Raw genomic sequence first — 12,831 nt, 5'->3', positions numbered from 1 at the left:
CTGCGGCATCCGGCGGTGGTCACGTCGACACGATGCCCTCCCGCTCGGCGGCCGACGCGGCGACGGTGCGACGGCCGGATTCCCGTAGCGCGCCGGGCCGGAAGACCTGATCGAGCAACGTCGCGGCCTTGGCGGTGCGCCGGTAGTACACGCGCTTGCCCGCCCTCTCTCTCGTGACCAGTCCCGTCCGGTGCAGATGGGCGAGATGGTAGGACACGGTGGATGCGCTGAAGTGGTGCCGTTCGGCCAGCTCGGTGGTCGTCCGAGGGGCTTCCAGGGCGGTCAGCAGCACGAAGCGCGACGCCCCGATGACCTCAGCCAGCGGATGGGCCGGGCCGGTGGAGGTGCGGGGCGCGGCGCCCTCCGCCGGAACGGGGTAGATGAGGTAGGGGCCGCGTTGTCCCCAGGGGTCGATGCTGAGGAGCCATTTCGTGGCGAGCGGTGAGGGGAAGAGGGTGATCCTCCCGTCCGCCACGACATCGATCTGGCGCAAGCTCGATATGTTCAAGGTGGTGGTCCCGCAACTGATGGCCGGATGCAGCGCATTCAGGACGGTGGTCAGGCCGCATCGCGCAAGAGTGCGTGCCCTGTGATCGAGGTCGTCCTCGGCCCGTGAACTGAGCGACGGCCATTGCGGGGCGATGAGGGATCTCCAGAGCACTTCCATTTCGCCCGCGGCCCGTTGTGCGAATGCCCGTTCGCCGCCGTCGAGTAACTGCCGTAAGGACGGGAGTGGCTGTCCTGGCGTGTTCCCGGCGTGCCCGCGCTGGTCGGCGATCAGCCTGTTCATCTGCCGCGAGACGGTCTCCGTCGGCGTGCAGGCGACGCGATGGAGCTCGTCGTCGAGGGTCGGAGCAACCGCTCCTCCCAGGGCGGGGGTGAGGAAGTCGGGTGCATAGGTGCGGATGCCGGCACGGATGGCGGAAAGCACGGGCAGGTGCTTGTCCTTGAGTGCGCAATCGACCGCCTGGCGCGCAGTGAGCCGGTCGCCGGCCGTGCCGGGGTGGTGCGGATGCAGGACGGCGGCCGCCTGCATCGAGGGCGATACCGAGAAGCGGCATTGGGCCAACGAGGCTGCCGTCAAAGAGATCTCAATCATCGTTCGGTCAGTTCAGCACGTTTCGAAGTTGCTCGAAAGGTGTGCTGCATTGCGCAGCGACATGGTTGGCTCAATCCAGGTCCGGGACTGAAGGGAATGCGCGGGCACGGCATCCGCGCCACCTCCCGTAAACAGTCCACGTTTCAGTCTTCGATACTTGAGGGGGCTTACCTCGCATGTCCAAAACAATCCTTCGCCGCAAGCCGGCTGTGCTCATGGCCGCCACCGCCGCGGCCGTCGTCCTGTCCGCGGCCTTCGCGGCCCCCGCCGGAGCGGAGGAGACGTACCCCTTGGCGGGCGGCGGGCTCATCGTGGCCGAAGGCACGACGGCGGACTACGACGAGGGCGAGAAGCGGACGGCCTTCAACCCTGCGGCGCAGCCGGACCCGTGTGTGGAGACCGAAGGCGCCCGCGTCTGCTTCGAGCACAGCGGCGACATCATCTGGGTCAAGGACACCAAGGCCGACGGCCTGTCGGCGGTCGGCGGCGGCCACACCAACTACGGCCGCTACGAGGGGTGCCGCAACAAGGCGGGCCACAACAAGTGGGTGAAGTGCAACTTCGACTTCGCCGAGGACAAGAAGATCAGGATGGAGGCCTTCCGTTACGACGGTGACACGGGCCTGTACGTCTATCCGGTCCCGCGCCGCTTCAGCGCGTGGCTCGGCATCGACGGCCGCGTCTGACCCCCTGGCCGGTACGGGGGTTCAGCAAGGGTCCGTGCGGAGGCGGGCGTGAAGGTGTTCGTCGTGCCAGCCGTCCGCGTGGAGGAGGGCGCCGCGCATGGTGCCCTCCAGGGGGAACCCGGCCTTCGTCGCGACGGCGCAGGAGGCCGGGTTCGCCACGGAGTGGGTGATGCGTACGCGGTGCAGGCCGAGGTCGTCGAAGGCCCAGCGGGTCAGGCGGTCGGTGGCCTGCACCGTGACGCCGGCGCCGCGCCCGGCGGGCAGCAGCCAGTACAGGATCTCGCCGCTGCCGCCCGCCAGGTCGATGTCGGCCAGGCCGATCAGGCCGACGGCTCGTCCGCCCTCGGGGGCGATGGCCCAGGTCCCGGCCTTCTCGGCCTGCCAGCGCTCGTGCCAGCGGGCGATCCGGGCCTCGGCCCCGGCCAGGTCGAGTCGGCTCGGGCGGTTCCAGTGCCGGATGTCCGGGTCGAGGTGGGCCGCGACGAGCGTGGGGGCGTCGTACGGGGTCCAGGGGCGCAGCAGCATCCCGCCGGGGAGGGCGAGCTCCGGCTGGGCGATTGCGCGCATCCGGCCGGCCGGGACCACGGGCGGTATGGACTCGATCATGCTCCGATCATGCCGGTCGCTTCGCGGGAACGCGGCAGAAGGTACGGGGCGTGGGCGGAGTCACCGGGATACCACGGCGCCGGTCATCGGTTCTCGGGCCGGGTCGGCGGGGCCTGCGGGGGCGGGGGCCGCCGCGGCCGGGTCGGGGTCGGTGTTGAGGTCGGTCAGCATCTGGCGGGTGAAGCCGAAGAAGTAGGTGGCGGCGAAGCCGACGAGGTAGCCGGTCAGCAGGCCGCCCGCGTAGACCGCGACGGTCACGCCCAGACTCGAACTGCCGTCCAGCAGGGGGAAGAGGGCCCAGCCTGAGGGGCCGATGGCGGTGGAGCCGAAGGCGGTGCCCAGCTGGTTGAAGAGGCCGACGAAGGCGCCGCCGGCCGCGCCGCCGACGCACGCGGTGACGAAGGGGCGGCCGAGCGGCAGGGAGACGCCGTAGATCAGCGGTTCGCCGACGCCGAGGAAGCCCGCCGGGAGGGCCGACTTGATGGTGGCGCGGAGCGAGCCGTTGCGCGGGAGTCGGCAGTGGACGGCGATGGCCGCACCGACCTGGCCCGCCCCCGCCATGGCGAGGATCGGCAGCAGGACGGTGTGTCCGGACTGCTCGATGAGGGTGGTGTGGATGGGGATCAGGGCCTGGTGCAGGCCGAGCATCACCAGCGGAAGGAAGAGCCCGCCCAGGACCAGGCCCGCGAACGCGCCGCCGGCGGCGAGCAGCCGGTCGGCGAAGGCGCCGATGGCGGCGGAGGCCTCACCGGCGAGGAACATCAGGCCGAAGAGGGTGACCAGGCCCGAGATCAGCACGGTGAGGGTGGGGGTGACCAGGACGTCCAGGGCCTCCGGGACCAGGCGCCGGCAGCGCTTCTCCACGTACACGGCGAGCAGGGCGGCCGCGAGCGCGCCGAGGACGCCGCCCTGGCCCGGCCGGAGCTCCGTCCCGAAGGCGGTGACCTTCGCGACGCCCGGGAAGACGATGATCGCGGCGACCGCTCCGCCCAGGATCGGGGTGCCGCCGAACTCCTTGGCGGTGTTGTAGCCGACGAACACCGCGATCAGAGACATGAAGCCGGACCCGATCGCGGCGAGCGCCGGGGCGACGGAGGGCAGCCAGCCGAGGTTCGTGAGCAGGCCGTTGAGGCCGGCGATGATCCCGCAGCCGATGAGGGCCGGGATCAGCGGCACGAAGATGTTCGCGATGCGGCGCAGCATCAGTTTGAAGGGGGTGGCGTTGCGCGCCTTCCGGGCTTCCTTCAGGGCCGCGCCCTGCGCGGCGAGTTCGTCGGCGGTGACGGGCCGGAGGACGGTGGCGGGTGCGGCCGGCGCCGAGCGGCCCTCCTCGACGAGCGCCTCGAACTCCGGGGTGACGCGGGCGACGGCGCCCGGGCCGAGCACGATCTGATACGTGTCGTCCTCGACGACGCCCAGCACCGCCGGGAGGGCCCTGAGGGCCTCGTCCTGTACGAGGGAGCGGTCGCGCAGCGAGATGCGCAGGCGGGTCATGCAGTGCGCGATCGAGGTGACGTTGTCCGGGCCGCCGACCAGGGGAAGGATCGCGGCGGCCGTGGCGCGGTTCTTGTCGGTGGACGGGGTGGACGGGGTGGACGGGGTGGACGAGGTGGACGGGGTGGACGCGGTGGGATCTGTGGACATGGTGGTGGTCGCCTTGCCGTAGGGGGTGGGGTCAGCGGGTCCGGGCGTGGGCGAGGGCCGCGCGGAGGTGGCCGCGGGAGGCGGCGAGGAGTTCGGCGGCGGCCGGGCCGTCGACCTCGCCGAGGACGACGAGGATGGCGTCCTTGACCTCGCCGCCGGTGGCGGTCAGCGCGGCCTCGATCTCCTCGTCGGGTGCGCCTGTGGCCAGGGCCACGATGCGGCGGGCGCGGGCGCGCAGCTTGTCGTTGGAGGAGCGCATGTCGACCATGAGGTTTCCGTAGGTCTTGCCCAGGCGGATCATGGTGATCGTCGAGATGAGGTTGAGGACGAGCTTCTGCGCGGTGCCGGCTTTCAGGCGGGTGGAGCCGGTGAGGAGTTCGGGGCCGACGACGACCTCGATGCCGTGGTCGGCCGCGGCGGCGAGCGCGGAGCCGGCGTTGCAGGACAGGCCGACGGTGAGGGCGCCGCGGCCGCGGGCGGACTCGACGGCGCCGATCGCGTACGGGGTGCGGCCGGAGGCGGAGATGCCGATGACGGTGTCGTCCGGCCCGATGCGCAGCGCGGCGAGGTCCTCGGCGGCCAGCTCCGGGGAGTCCTCGGCGCCCTCGACGGCCTTGACCATGGCGGAGGGGCCGCCCGCGATGAGGCCGACGACGTCGGCCGGGTCGGTGTTGAAGGTGGGCGGGCACTCGCTGGCGTCCAGGACGCCCATCCGGCCGGCGGTGCCGGCGCCGGCGTAGACGAGGCGGCCGCCGCGGGCCATCCGCTCCGCGATCGAGTCGATGGCGGCGGCGATCTGCGGCAGCTGCGCGGCGACGGCGGCCGGGACGGTGGCGTCCTCGGCGTTCATGGTGCGGGCGATGTCGAGGGTGGACAGCCGGTCGATCTCGGCGAGTTCGGGACGGAATGCCTCGGTGGTGAGCGTCTCCAGCTGGGCGCGGAGTTCGGCGTACGCGGTCATGGGGCGGCCTCCGGCGGTTCGGCGGTTCGGGGGTTCGGGAGTGGGTGCGGGCTTCGGTTGCTGTGGTGCTACGGCGACGAAGTGCGGCGGGGCAGGGGCGAGGCGCGGAGCGGAGCGGGGTGGGTTGGCAGGGCGGGCGCCGTGCCGGTGCCTGCGGCGGTTGCCGCGTGGGTGCGCGGCGGGGCTTCGCGGGGCCCCTCGGCCGCCCGGAGGGCCTGCGATTGCGGGGCGGAGGTGACCGAGGCCGGGGGCACCTCCCCGCGGTAGCCGGAGGAGGGGTCGCGCGGGCCCGACCGAGTGTCGTCGGCGGGGGCGCTGCGGGCGTGGGAGGGAGCCCGGGGTGGGCCTCCGGGCGGGCGGCCGGGAGTTCCTTTCGGCTCCTTGGTCACGCCTGAAAGCTATTTTCAGGCGGGGTGGGGGTCAATCCGCCATTGGGCCCACGGGTGAGCAGGAGAAGAGGCCCTTCATCAGCGGCTCCCGGCAGGTCCACAATGGGCCCATGGACCGAACGACCCCCCTGGAACAGGCGCTGCACGTCGCCCGCGCACTCGTGCTCGCCGATCTCGCCGCCGGTGAGGTCGCCGACGCCGATGTCGTCTCCCTCGTCGAGGACTCGGTCACGCACCGTCGGTGGTGGGTGGAGCAGTGGCCGGAGGGCGTCGACTACCTGCCGGGGCTCGTCGCCCAGGACGTACAGGACTCGCTGCTGGAGAAGTACGGGCGCTGGCCGCTGTGCCCGGTCTGCACCCACGGCGATCCGCACGCACTGGACGTGGAGCCGGAGCTGGGACCCGACCCGCACTGGGTGTGCTCGGAGGCGGGCGTGAGAGTGGCTGCCGTCGGCGGCCTCGGCCCGGTCTTCGGCCTGAGGTGAGCCGCCGGTGACCGTCTACATCGACCCGCCGACCTGGCCGGGCCACGGCCGTATGTGGTCGCACCTGGTCAGCGACGTCTCGTACGAGGAGCTGCACGCCTTCGCGGCGGGCATCGGCTGTCCGCCGCGGGCCTTCGAGCGGGACCACTACGACGTGCCCTCGTACCGATACGCCGACGCCGTCGGGGCGGGTGCGGTGGAGGTCGGCAGCAAGGAACTCGTCCGCCGCCTCACCGCGGCCGGCCTGCGCCGCCCGAAGGGCCGGCCGGCGGCTTAGGGGGTGTCCGGCGGATCAAGGCCGGGCCCCTGCCCGCAGGATCCCCGGCCCTGCGGCCCCCGCCCCACGGCGCGCTACGGCTTCGGGGACGCGGGCGGGGTGGACGGCTGCGGGACCGGGTTCGGCTGGGCGGGCTCCGGGAGGGACCAGACGTGCTTGGGGGTCACGATGTTTGTGATCCTGTTGGCGATGAGGGAGCTCAGGCTGCCGTACTTCCCGTCGACGTCGGAGTTCACGATGATCACCAGGGTGGCGCGGTCCTGCGGGAGGCGGACGGCGATGGTCTCGTAGCCGGGCAGCTCGCCGTTGTGGCCGATCCAGCCCTTGATGGCGGCGATGCCGAGTCCGTAGTCCACGTCCGGGTGACCGGTGGGCCGCATGCGCAGCCGCTGGGCCTGGGTGCCCGGTTCCAGCAGCCGGCCGCCGTCCGGCAGCCGGCCGCTGACCAGGGTCGGGACCCAGCTGCGCAGGTCGTCGATGGTGGAGATCATCGCGCCGGCCGCCCAGCCCCAGGACGGGTTCCACTGGGAGGCGTCGACGGTCGCGCCGTCCGGGGTGAAGTTCGTGTAGCCGTGCACGTACGGGCTGGTGATCTCGGCCCCGGTCGGCAGTGACGTCGCGTCCAGGCCGGCCGGGGCGAAGACGTGCTGCTCAAGGTAGGTGTGCAGGGGCTGGCCGCTGACCTTCTCCACCAGCAGCCCGAGCAGGATGGTGTTGGTGTTGGAGTACTCCCACCGCGCGTCCGGCGGGAAGTCGGCGGGGTGCCGGAAGGCGATGTCCAGCAGCTGCTGCGGGGTCCAGGCGCGGTACGGGTCGGCCTGGAAGGCGGCCATCCAGCGCGGGTCCTCGGTGTAGTTGTAGAGGCCGCTGCGCATCTCGGCGAGCTGCCGCACGGTGATGCGGTCGCCGCCGGGCACCCCGTCGAGATACGTCGAGATCGGCGCGTCGAGCCGTACCTTCCCGTCGTCGACGAGCTGGAGGACGCCGGTGACGGCGAAGGTCTTGGTGACGCTGCCGATGCGGGTGTGCATGTCGGTCTTGACGGGGATGCCGGTGGTTTTGTCGGCGGTGCCGAAGGAGCGCACGTAGGCTTCGTCGCCGTCGATCCACAGGCCGACGCCCACACCGGGGATGCCGGCCTCGCGCATGGCCGCGGTGATCGCGCCGTCGAGCTTCTCGGCGATCACGTCGTCGATGCCGACCCGGCCGGGCGGGGCGGCGGCGGGGGCCTGGCCCGCGCACAGCGCCGTCAGCAGGAGGGAGGCGGCGGCCAGGACGGTGGGCGTGCGGTACCGGCCCATGCGGGATCTCCTCTGAGGCACGTCCCCGAGCGGTATCCGGATCCCCGAGCCGACCTTCCCATCGTAGGAAGGCGGGTCGGGCGCGGCGACCGGGACCGGAGCCCGTGCGCTGGGACGCCGGTGGCGGGGACGGCCCCAGGACTCAAGACACGAGAGGAAAGGACCCCACCAAGCCCCACCCCTCCCGCCCGTGGCGCACGCTCACTCGCTTGAGTGAAAAAGGCCAACTTGACTGGCTTCGGGGCGGGTTGCCTGATCTACGCTCAGCGCGACAGACCACTTCACCGCTGACATGCGTCGGCCCCCGCCGGGACTGCGAATCCCAGTGCGGGGGCCTGACCACCGAGGAAGAAGCACCTTCCGGATGGATACCCAGAACACTAGCGTGCGCCTGTACGCCCCGTCCCGTAACGGCGGGGAAAACCACCCTTCCCGGGGTACCCGCGCGACCACCCGCTCCGGCGGCGTCATCCACGACAACTCCCGCCACACCAGCCGCTTCACGGTGATCGGCAACCACCTCGCCCAGCATGCCGAGCTGTCGCTGCTGGCCATCGGCCTGGCCGTCCACATCCAGTCCCTGCCCGGCGGTGCGCTCATCGACATCAGGACCCTCGCGGCCCGGTTCCCCGAGGGGAAGACGCGGATCGCCGCGGCCCTGCGCGAACTGGAGACCCACGGCTACCTGCGCCGCACCTGCGAACGCACCAGCAGCGGCCGCGTCGTCACCCGCACCGTCTCCTGCAACCAGCCGGGCCGGTCCGGCGCCGCGGACGGGCCGGAGTCGGAGCCGAAGCCGAGGGCCCGGCGCCCCGCCCGCCGGGAGGGCGAGCCGCCGCGCCGCGCCCTTCCCGCCGTGCCGCAGCCCGCGTACCCGGCCCCCGACCTCCTCCGGTCCGCCACCGAGGTCCTCGCCGGCCTGCGCCGCGGGGATCCCCGGCTGCTGCTCTCCGTCACGGACGTCGAGCACCTCGCCCCCGGAGTCGCGGCCTGGCTGGAGCGCGACCTGCCGCCGAGCGCCGTGCACCACGCCCTGACGGCCGACCTGCCGGGGGAGCCCCTGCACCGCCCGGCCGCCCTCCTGGCCCACCGCCTCGCCGCCCAGCTCCCTCCCGTGCCGCCGTTCAGCGCCCCGGCAGCACCTGAGGCCGTCAGACATCCGCTCCGCAACTGCGACGCCTGCGACCACGCCTTCCGCGCGGCCGAACCCGGCCGCTGCCGCGACTGCCGCGAATCCGGACGACCGGCAGCCACGCCCGCCTGACCGAACCCCCCGGGTCTCACCCCTCCGGGTGAACCATCGCCGAACCGGCCCGTTCCGCACGGCACCGCGCCCTAGGTTCGGCGCAAGGCACAGCCAAGGCATATGCCGGAGGCAATTCCCTTGTCCGTGCGGCCCCCTACCCCAGGAACCCCGATGGTCAGCTCGCCCCACGAGGCGATGCACCGCATCTTCCAGGAACACCCGGAGCTCTTCTCCCGGGTGTCGGAGGTGCTCGGCGTCGACTTCGCCCCGCCCACGTCGTTCACCGTCCTGCCCAACGACCTCACGGAGACCCAGCCCCTGGAGCGCCGCGTCGACACCCTGCTGCGGTTCGACACGGAGGGCGAGGGGTCCTTCCTCCTCGCCGTCGAGGCCCAGGGCAAGAAGGACCCGGACAAGCCCGCCAGTTGGGCGTACTACGCCTCCTACCTCCTCACCAAGTACCGGCTGCAGCCGATGCTGCTGGTCGTCTGCCAGGACCGCTCGACCGCCGAATGGGCCGCTCGCCCGGTCCGCTTCGGGCCTCCCCAGTGGCCCCTGCTCACCCTGTGCCCGCTGGTGGCGGGTCCGCACAACATGCCGCTGATCACCAGCCCCGCCGAAGTCCGGAAGGACCTGGCGCTGGCTACCCTGGCCGCTATCACCCATGCCACGAATCCGGACGTCGGGGCCATACTCAAAGCCATGACCAACGTGCTGCGGGACACGCCCGCGGCGCTCGCCAACCCGATCATCGAATTCATCGCACAAGGCATGGGCAAGCACCCATCCGCAGCACTCTGGAGGAAGCTGGTGGCCGTGGACCTCTCTTTCTACAAGTCGCCCCTCTCCGAAGAACTCCGCGACGAGGGCGCAGTACGGCGTGCTGCCGAGGACGTTCTGGCCGTTCTGGCGGAGCGGGGTATCGATATTCCCGAGGCGGTTCGTGAGCGGATCACCGGCTGCGGTGACGCCGAGATCCTGGGCCGCTGGCTCCGGCGGGCCGTGACCGCGCCCTCGGCCGACGAGATCTTCGGGGGCGAGTAGCCCTGGAGGCGATGTGGCCGACCCCGGCCCGCCCGGCCGTGGACCTCTCTTTCTACAAGTCGCCCCTCTCCGAAGAACTCCGCGACGAGGGCCGGGCCGAGGGCCGGGCCGAGGGCCGGGCCGAGGGTGAGGCGCGGCGTGCTGCCGAGGACGTTCTGGCCGTTCTGGCGGAGCGGGGTATCGATGTTCCCGAGGCGGTTCGTGAGCGGATCACCGGCTGCGGTGACGCCGAGATCCTGGGCCGCTGGCTCCGGCGGGCCGTGACCGCGCCCTCGGCCGAGGCGGTCTTCGGCGGCGAATAGCGGGCGCCGTCAGGCGTGGGCGGGGGCCTCGGCGGGGACGGGGGCGGCGCTCCCGGCGACCACGCGGGTCGCGCGCGGCGGCGGACGGCGGTCCAGGCGCAGGGCGGTCACGGCGAGGGCGATGGCGGTCACCGTCATGGCGGCGCCCGCCCAGGCGGTCGCGGAGAAGCCCAGGCCGGCGTCGATGACGGTGCCGCCCAGCCAGGGGCCGCCGGTATTGCCGAGGTTGAAGGCGGCCGTGGTGGTCGCCCCGGCCAGGGTCGGGGCGGCGCCGGCCACGTTGAACATGCGGGCGTTGAGCGCGGGGGCGGTGAAGAACGCCGAGACGCCCAGCAGGAAGGACAGCGCGATCGCCGCGACGGCGACCGGGGCCAGCAGGGCGAGCACGGTCAGGAAGACGGTGGAGGCGGTGATGCCCCAGATCATCACGCCGAACAGGTGCGCGTCGGCGACCCGGCCGCCGATGGTCGTGCCGACGAGCGCACCGATCCCGAAGAGGCCGAGGACCCACGGCACCCACCGCGAGTCCAGCCCTGCCACGTCCGTGAGCAGCGGCGACAGGTAGCTGAACGCGCAGAAGACGCCGCCCGCGCCCAGTGCGGTGACGCCGATCGCGAGCCACACCTGGCGGTCGCCGTAGATGCGCAGCTCGCGGCGGAGCGTCGGCCTCTCGGCGGGCAGCGGGATCCGGGGGATCAGGGCGAGGATGCCGACGAGGGAGACCGCGGAGGCCGCGGCGACCGACCAGAACGCGGAGCGCCAGCCCAGCTGCTCGCCGAGGAACGCTCCGGCCGGGACGCCGAGGACGTTGGCGATGGACAGGCCGCCGATCATGACGGCCATCGCGCGGGCCCGCTGGTCCTTGTCGACCATGGCGATGGCGACGGCCGCGCCGACGGCCCAGAAGCCGGCGCAGGCGAAGGCCGCGACCACGCGGGAGGCGAAGAGGAGCTCGTATGAGGGGGCCAGCGCGCCCGCGACCTGCCCGAGGCCGAAGATGCTGATCAGGGCGATGAGGGTGGTGCGGCGGGGCAGGCGCAGGGTGGCGACGGCCAGCAGGGGCGCGCCGACGACCATGCCGATCGCGAACGCGGATATGAGCAGGCCCGCCTGCGGGATGCTGACGCCCATGTCGTCGGCGATCGGCGGCAGCAGCCCGGAGAGCATGAACTCGCTGGTGCCGAGTGCGAAGACGGACAGTCCGAGGACGTAGACGGCGACGGGCATGCGGGGGCGTACGGCGACTGCGGGCATGACTGTCACCAACCCGTGTGAACGCGATCGAATTCCCCCCGGCGTGTCAGTCGTGTGCATCCCCGGACGTCAGGGCGGCCAGCTCGGCGGCGAGGTTCGCGCGGGCCGGGGCCTCCCAGTGCGCCGTGCCGTAGGGCGTGCGGAAGAGCCGCGGCAGGTCGAGGAGCTGGCGCAGTACGGCGGCACGGCCGGTGCGGAAGGCGTCGTCGGGGACGAAGCCGTACTCGTCGCGGACGGCGGCGGTGTAGGCGGCGTACGCCTGTGCGGAGCCGGCCAGGACGGCCAGGTCGGCGTCGCAGAGCACCTCGCCGTCGGTGTCGCCGGGGGCGGGGTCGTGGGTGACGGTGAGCCGGACCAGGCGGGCCACCTCGGCGGTGCGCGCGGCGTCGATGCCCAGCTCGGGGAGGGCGCGCTCGGCCAGGGCGGCGCTGCGCTCCTCGTTCTCGGAGCGGTCGGGACGGTAGACGGCGTCGTGGAACCAGGCGGCGAGCCGGACGGCGGCGGGGTCGGCGGCGTACGGGGCCAGTACGTCGATCCGTGCGAGTACGTCGGCCAGGTGCGCGGTGGTGTGGTAGCGGCGCTGCGGCTCCGCCCAGGCGGCGAGGAGGCGGTCGGCGTAGGGCTCGGGATCGCGGTCGGCGGGGGCGCCGGCGTCGGCGACGGTGGCTCGCCAGCGGGCCCGGAGATCCGTGGTGTCGGTGCTCGGGATGCCTATGTCCATGCGCACATTGTGGTGGTGGCGTGATGGTGCTGGTGGAGCGCGGCCGGAAGCCCGTACCCTGGATATTGGACTAGACCTATTGTGAGAGTTCTTCCGAAGGATGGGATCGAATGAGCAACCGTGCGCTCCTGGAGGTGATCGCCCTCGACGCGGAGGACGCGGTCGCGGCCCAGGCCGGTGGGGCCGACCGACTGGAGCTGGTCACCGACATGGCCGCCGACGGGCTCACCCCGGCGCGCGAGACGTTCGCGGCGATCCGGGCGGCGGTCGACATCCCGCTGCGCGTGATGATCCGCAAGGCGGACGGCTTCGCCGCGGGGGACGTGTCCGTCCTGGCCGCGACGGCGCGTCAGCTGCGGGCGGAGGGGGCGCGGGAGTTCGTCCTCGGCTTCCTGAACGCGGACGGCAGCCCCGACCTGGCCGCCGTCGAGGCGGTCGTCGCGGAGCTGGACGGCTGCCCGTGGACCTTCCACCGGGCCGTCGACCGCGCGGCGGACCGGGACCAGCTGCGCAAGGCGCTGGCCGACCTTCCCGGCCTGGACACCTACCTGACGGCGGGCTCGGCGGCCGGGGTCGACGAGGGGCTGGCGGTGCTGCTCGCGGAGGCGGGGCGGGGCGGCGAGCCGGGGTACGGGCCGCGGATCCTGGTCGGCGGCGGCCTGACGCTCGCCCACCTGCCGGTGCTGCGCGCGGGCGGGGTGGACGCGTTCCACATCGGCGGCGCGGCGCGTCCCGGCGGCTGGGCGGGGCCGGTCTCGGCGGCGGCCGTCGCCGAGTGGCGGGCGGTACTGGACTGACCGGGCTCTGCCCGGACCC

General features: G+C 72.8%; 14 protein-coding genes. 7 read left to right on the top strand and 7 right to left on the bottom strand.

Annotation, left to right across the window (positions count from 1 at the left end; all coding sequences use genetic code 11):
• Positions 1-19: 19 nt before the first annotated feature.
• Positions 20-1,099, bottom strand: a complete 1,080-nt coding sequence (locus ACFWFZ_RS24615) for an ArsR/SmtB family transcription factor (RefSeq protein WP_387125016.1) — start codon at positions 1,097-1,099, stop codon at positions 20-22.
• A 176-nt stretch (positions 1,100-1,275) separates the two neighbouring features.
• Between ACFWFZ_RS24615 and ACFWFZ_RS24610 the strand changes: the two genes are divergently transcribed.
• On the top strand, positions 1,276-1,785 hold the full coding sequence (locus tag ACFWFZ_RS24610) for a hypothetical protein (RefSeq protein WP_387125015.1): 510 nt from the start codon (positions 1,276-1,278) through the stop codon (positions 1,783-1,785).
• 21 nt (positions 1,786-1,806) lie between these two features.
• Here ACFWFZ_RS24610 and ACFWFZ_RS24605 read toward each other — a convergent pair whose 3' ends face one another.
• Genes ACFWFZ_RS24605 through murQ form a run of 3 tightly spaced genes read right to left on the bottom strand, consistent with a single transcriptional unit; the run spans position 1,807 to position 4,996 of the window.
• The gene (locus ACFWFZ_RS24605) at positions 1,807-2,391 is read right to left on the bottom strand and encodes a GNAT family N-acetyltransferase (RefSeq protein WP_387125013.1); all 585 of its coding nucleotides are present in this window, start codon (positions 2,389-2,391) and stop codon (positions 1,807-1,809) included.
• 60 nt (positions 2,392-2,451) lie between these two features.
• Complete coding sequence (locus tag ACFWFZ_RS24600; RefSeq protein ID WP_387125012.1) at positions 2,452-4,035, bottom strand: PTS transporter subunit EIIC; 1,584 nt, start codon at positions 4,033-4,035, stop codon at positions 2,452-2,454.
• Between the two features lie 31 nt (positions 4,036-4,066).
• Positions 4,067-4,996, bottom strand: a complete 930-nt coding sequence (gene murQ, locus ACFWFZ_RS24595; RefSeq protein ID WP_387125011.1) for an N-acetylmuramic acid 6-phosphate etherase — start codon at positions 4,994-4,996, stop codon at positions 4,067-4,069.
• A 499-nt stretch (positions 4,997-5,495) separates the two neighbouring features.
• Here murQ and ACFWFZ_RS24590 point away from each other — a divergent pair, with 499 nt between their 5' ends.
• Both ACFWFZ_RS24590 and ACFWFZ_RS24585 read left to right on the top strand, forming a co-directional pair.
• Positions 5,496-5,870 carry a hypothetical protein gene (locus ACFWFZ_RS24590; protein WP_387125010.1) on the top strand — a complete coding sequence of 125 codons (375 nt, stop codon included), beginning with the start codon at positions 5,496-5,498 and terminating at the stop codon, positions 5,868-5,870.
• A 7-nt stretch (positions 5,871-5,877) separates the two neighbouring features.
• A complete protein-coding gene (locus ACFWFZ_RS24585; protein ID WP_030037438.1) occupies positions 5,878-6,147 on the top strand; it encodes a DUF4031 domain-containing protein in 270 nt (89 codons plus the stop codon).
• 74 nt (positions 6,148-6,221) lie between these two features.
• Here the strand turns inward: ACFWFZ_RS24585 and ACFWFZ_RS24580 are convergent, their stop codons facing one another.
• Positions 6,222-7,448, bottom strand: coding sequence for a serine hydrolase domain-containing protein (locus ACFWFZ_RS24580; protein WP_387125009.1), 1,227 nt, complete (start codon positions 7,446-7,448; stop codon positions 6,222-6,224).
• Between the two features lie 364 nt (positions 7,449-7,812).
• On the opposite strand from ACFWFZ_RS24580, the gene ACFWFZ_RS24575 reads away from it, so the two are divergent.
• The 3 genes from ACFWFZ_RS24575 to ACFWFZ_RS24565 all read left to right on the top strand — a co-directional run bounded on the left by ACFWFZ_RS24575 (position 7,813) and on the right by ACFWFZ_RS24565 (position 10,040).
• Entirely contained in the window at positions 7,813-8,712 is a 900-nt protein-coding gene (locus ACFWFZ_RS24575; RefSeq protein WP_387125008.1) for a helix-turn-helix domain-containing protein, read from the top strand.
• A 153-nt stretch (positions 8,713-8,865) separates the two neighbouring features.
• Positions 8,866-9,738: a hypothetical protein gene (locus ACFWFZ_RS24570; protein WP_387125006.1), complete on the top strand. Its 873-nt coding sequence runs from the start codon at positions 8,866-8,868 to the stop codon at positions 9,736-9,738.
• Positions 9,739-9,776: 38 nt separating this feature from the next.
• Positions 9,777-10,040, top strand: coding sequence for a hypothetical protein (locus tag ACFWFZ_RS24565; protein ID WP_387125005.1), 264 nt, complete (start codon positions 9,777-9,779; stop codon positions 10,038-10,040).
• A 9-nt stretch (positions 10,041-10,049) separates the two neighbouring features.
• On the opposite strand, the gene ACFWFZ_RS24560 is transcribed toward ACFWFZ_RS24565, so the two are convergent.
• Positions 10,050-11,267, bottom strand: a complete 1,218-nt coding sequence (locus tag ACFWFZ_RS24560) for a Cmx/CmrA family chloramphenicol efflux MFS transporter (protein ID WP_387125110.1) — start codon at positions 11,265-11,267, stop codon at positions 10,050-10,052.
• 73 nt (positions 11,268-11,340) lie between these two features.
• Positions 11,341-12,015 (bottom strand): hypothetical protein, encoded by a 675-nt coding sequence (locus ACFWFZ_RS24555; RefSeq protein ID WP_387125004.1) that lies wholly within the window; start codon positions 12,013-12,015, stop codon positions 11,341-11,343.
• Positions 12,016-12,125: 110 nt separating this feature from the next.
• Here ACFWFZ_RS24555 and ACFWFZ_RS24550 point away from each other — a divergent pair, with 110 nt between their 5' ends.
• Positions 12,126-12,812 carry a copper homeostasis protein CutC gene (locus ACFWFZ_RS24550; RefSeq protein WP_387125002.1) on the top strand — a complete coding sequence of 229 codons (687 nt, stop codon included), beginning with the start codon at positions 12,126-12,128 and terminating at the stop codon, positions 12,810-12,812.
• Positions 12,813-12,831: the final 19 nt, after the last annotated feature.

This window comes from Streptomyces sp. NPDC060232 (assembly GCF_042726555.1).
Taxonomy (GTDB): Bacteria; Actinomycetota; Actinomycetes; order Streptomycetales; family Streptomycetaceae; genus Streptomyces.
This window is presented reverse-complemented; position numbering and strand designations above follow the sequence as displayed.